We start from the raw sequence: 4,264 nt of genomic DNA, 5'->3' as shown, positions 1-4,264 counted from the left end.
CCCTCAAGCCGAATTTTCTGAAGTTAGAGCAGCCTTTCTACAACTTATCCCAGGATGTTAAACGATGATAATGAAATCTGTATTTTATGAGTCAAATACAGATTTCAAATTCTCTTTTTTATAAGACTATGAATTAAATTTTCTCAAATAACTCTGCAGCAATCTTCCTAGCTAAATTATCTTTATCAACATCTAGTTCTGATAAATCTATAGCATATTGAATTGCCTCACGACCTGCGATTTCCATAGGTCCATAGTCATCATAATCCTCACCTGTATAAGCATTGTAGGCTCTAAAATCATCCTGCGTGAAATCAACTCCACACATTTGAGCTAAGTAGATGTATAACCATGCTTCTCCATGATTTTTGAAAATTTCTTCATACAGGAAGTATTCAATAGCACTCGTATCACCTCGATTACACAAGTACAGAATCTGGTTGTAAACTGTTTCCTTGTCTGCATCCAAATTAATTTCATGAAGATTCATAGGTGAATTTTTAATATAAGATTCAAAGTGTTCAGCTTGCTTTATGTATTCTTCATACTTTTCTTTATTTTTCTTAGTCTCATCAGAATTGATATATTTTTGTTTATGATTGTCCCAACGACTCCCAAAATTTGATTCATGTCGACCATAAGGAGCTATTTGATTTGCTAAATAACGATAATAAGCACCTAATAGAGCATATGCATCAGCATTCTTACGGTCTTTCGCATAAGATAAAATCTTTTCAAAAGCCTCCCCAATTTCTGAAAACTCGAAATATTCACCATCAAGTTCTAGGTGATCTACCATCCCATTTTCAAAATCGATATAACTTAGTGCTTTTCTTACGACATTAAAGTTAATAACTTCTAAGTTAAGCCATAAAAGTTCTCGATAGACCGTTTTAGAAATCGATAAATATAATTCCTCTGACGCATCGAATTTTAGTAAATCCTTAAGTCTTATGGTGATTTTTTTAATCTTTTCCAGTAAAGCATTACCTTCATAATCATCCCAATGAAGGTCATCTTCACTATAATTTAGATAATCTGTTTCAGGCGGATTTTTCAATATTTCTAGAGTTAGGGCATCAATTAATTCATGCTGATAATATTCTTCAGAATCATCATATTGAGCATCAAGTAAAAGATTTTGAGCAACAAAAGAGCTATAGGTCCTATAGTCCTGATCTAAAGCAATTAATTCATAAATATGTGAACGGCTAATCTTTACAGAATGCTGTTCCTGAATTTTTTTAGATAATTGAAATGCGAATTCTTGAATAGACATAATTTTCTCTACTTCCAACTCTAAACTCTTTATACAAAGAATCTTTGGTGTCATAAGACTTCTAGCAACGCATGTTTAAATGCTAAGAACCAAACGAGTTGATACTTAAGAAAATTAAATTTTAGATATGGCTTTAAAAATTAAACCTATGGTTTTTTATCCCTTTTCTACTCATGCGTAAGTACGGTAGGCGACCTTATTTTTAAAATAATAAATTTCGCATAAATTTACAATTGCCAAAATAGAAAAGTCAGCTAAAAAGCGGACAGTCAAAAAATTCATTCTTTTTCAGACCTACTTTTTATCTTTTTTTGAGCATCTATAATCGCTAAATCGAGAAGCGTTAAAGTCTGCCCTTTTAGGCTATATCCAGACAGCTGATGGAGAACCTCAAAAAGTAGTTGATACTTTTCTGTATTTGGTCGCTCTAGTGCCCAAACCTTTTTATAAAGTTGAGATTGACGAAATTTCCCGGCAAGAAAACGGTCAATTTCGATTCCTTTTAGAAACTTTTTACTGTCTAAATTTTCATCATCTTTTACTTTATAAAGACTTAAAACCCCACCGCCCACTTCAAACTTACGTTGATTTTCAGCTTTACGTTTTTTCCCGGCATCCTTTTTCTGAATCTGACTCAAATACAGCTCCAAGTCACTGTATTCAAGCTTTTGCGCTTTAAAATTCAGATAGCGCGTACACATTGTTTTCAGGATATTCATTTCAGCTGGATCTAGATCATCTTTTTTATAATCTTGGTACAGCTCCAAAAATTTTTCTTCATACTTAGTCCTTCCCGGAGTTCTCACCAACTCATCAAACAACAACTGAAGCTTCAAATGCTCACGGTACGGTTTTAACGCTTCTTTCACAAGAATCTGCTGAGCTTCAGACAACATTTCAAAGTTAAAGTCTTCAGCTTGTAGTGCATCAATAACCTGATTTTGAAGTTCCGAACGAGGATCTTTTTCTAATAAAAACTCAACGAAAGCATGTAACTCTGCCATTTGTAAAAGTTGAGAAGGTCTACCACGCTTTTTTGCTTTTTCTAGTGTCATATCATCGGCCACCAAATTTTCAGAACTGCAACCTCTTTAAATATGGTTTTACCATATTTAAAGAGGGCAGTCTGAAAATAATTATTTAAATAAAAAATAAAATTTCTTGAAAAGAATTTCTATTTTTTATTTAAATAATTCGCACTTGACAGTTTCTCCTGATCGGAGAAACTAGTACGCAATGGGGCGCTTCCCCCTTGACCCCCTTCAACCGGATTTTTCAGCCATCCAGGCATTCCAAATCCGGGCGGTTTTCATTCCGTTTCACTGCATAAAAACCGATCCCAGACCAACAAAAAGGTGAGCATGGCCAGTTATCACTTCAGCGTCAAAAGTAAAAATAAAGGCTACGCCATTCAGCATTACCTCTATATTGCCCGATTGATGCAATACGAAAACGTCCGCAAAAAAAGTGATGAAATTTTAGAATACGTTGAACCTGGCAAATGCATGCCGTCCTGGGTGAAAGATCCCATTGAGTTTTGGAAAGCCGCTGATACTTTTGAGCGAGCCAATGCCAAAGTCTACATGGAGTATGAAATTGCCCTCCCCAACGAATTCACGCCAGAACAGCGTAAAACGCTCATAGAGACGTTTTTAGACAAACATATAGTTCCACAGCAATATCCGCATTCATACGCCATACATAACGTTAAATCGCGCCTCAGTGGCGAAGATCAGCCTCATTGTCACATCATGTTCTCGCTAAAAGCCGATGACAGTATTGAACGGACAGCCGAACAATATTTCAAACGCTATAACCCCAAAGATCCAAGCAAAGGCGGTGCAAAGAAAATCCAGCTGCAGGATGGCCACGCAGACTATTCCACTTTTTTAATCTATATCCGAAAACAATGGGAAAACCATCTGAATGATGCCCTTGCACAGCACTGCCCTACCGTCACCTACACATTGGATGGCCAAGACATCACCATCAAAAATCAGGTTTCAGCAGACAGCTATGAAAAATATAACGAGATCCACAGCACTTTGTATCTTCCTGAGCCTAAGCTAGGCGTTGGTCAACAAAACGCGACAGCGGAATATCTCGCCCAGATCCAAAAAATTCGAGAACACAATCAAAAAGAACGAGAACTCGAAGAACGCCAAAAGCAATTAGATCAACAACATGAATATTTTTATAGTGCTGAAAACCATCCATTTTCATCATTGGAGGTGATGTATTACCTGAATTATTTAGTGAAGAATCAGAAAAATAAGGAAAAACTGCAAAAAGATTTTAGTGAAATTATCAAGACCCAAGAGCCTATATTGCATCAAGAAGACTGGAATATTCATAACATGAATCAAAAATTGAAGGATTCACAACGTAACTCAACACCATGCTTTGAGTTTGACGTGTATTCACCACCAAAGAATCCATTACCCACGCAGAATAAGCCCCCTAAACCGATTCAATCAGAACCAGTACAACCTAAAACTGATGATTATGATTACGGTGGTCCAGGTTTTTAAAATTATCTGGCTTTATTCAGGCCTTACAGAGCGAGTGTCTACGAGCGAACAGACTCAATTAAAATTTTCGCCATGCTTTTTCCCTGATTACAAGCTCCCCTTTGCTGCTGAGACTGAGATACAGAGCATCCCAAAGGGTGCGAACAGATTTAATTTGCATCTAGGTCGAGCGGAGCGAGCATAAAAAACTAATGAGCGAAGCGAATTCCGAGTTGCTTTTGCTTTTTCTAAAAGTCACGAAAGTATTAACCAAAAAATTGCCTCTCGAATCGAGCGAAAGCGAGATTCAATAGAGTTTGAGCGAAGCGAAAACCAAGGGCAATTTTTCATTCTTATCCTTTTTAATATATTTTAAATCTTTTAAATCTTTTAGGCTATCTGAAAGGCTTTAACAGAAAGGCTTTCAGCTCCTAACTATGAGGGATTGACTACTAACTATGAGGGATTGACTACT

General features: G+C 36.4%; 3 protein-coding genes. 1 reads left to right on the top strand and 2 read right to left on the bottom strand.

Translation table 11 applies throughout. The features are described from left to right. Nucleotides 1-133: 133 nt before the first annotated feature. Nucleotides 134-1,333 (bottom strand): hypothetical protein, encoded by a 1,200-nt coding sequence (locus tag F902_RS20455; protein WP_004762678.1) that lies wholly within the window; start codon nucleotides 1,331-1,333, stop codon nucleotides 134-136. A 224-nt stretch (nucleotides 1,334-1,557) separates the two neighbouring features. After that, nucleotides 1,558-2,334: a hypothetical protein gene (locus tag F902_RS20450; protein WP_004762676.1), complete on the bottom strand. Its 777-nt coding sequence runs from the start codon at nucleotides 2,332-2,334 to the stop codon at nucleotides 1,558-1,560. Nucleotides 2,335-2,640: 306 nt separating this feature from the next. On the opposite strand from F902_RS20450, the gene F902_RS20445 reads away from it, so the two are divergent. Beyond that, nucleotides 2,641-3,810: a MobA/MobL family protein gene (locus F902_RS20445; RefSeq protein WP_004762671.1), complete on the top strand. Its 1,170-nt coding sequence runs from the start codon at nucleotides 2,641-2,643 to the stop codon at nucleotides 3,808-3,810. Nucleotides 3,811-4,264 lie beyond the last annotated feature (454 nt).

Origin of the sequence: Acinetobacter higginsii (assembly GCF_000369525.1) — a bacterium.
Classification (GTDB): domain Bacteria; phylum Pseudomonadota; class Gammaproteobacteria; order Pseudomonadales; family Moraxellaceae; genus Acinetobacter; species Acinetobacter higginsii.
This window is presented reverse-complemented; position numbering and strand designations above follow the sequence as displayed.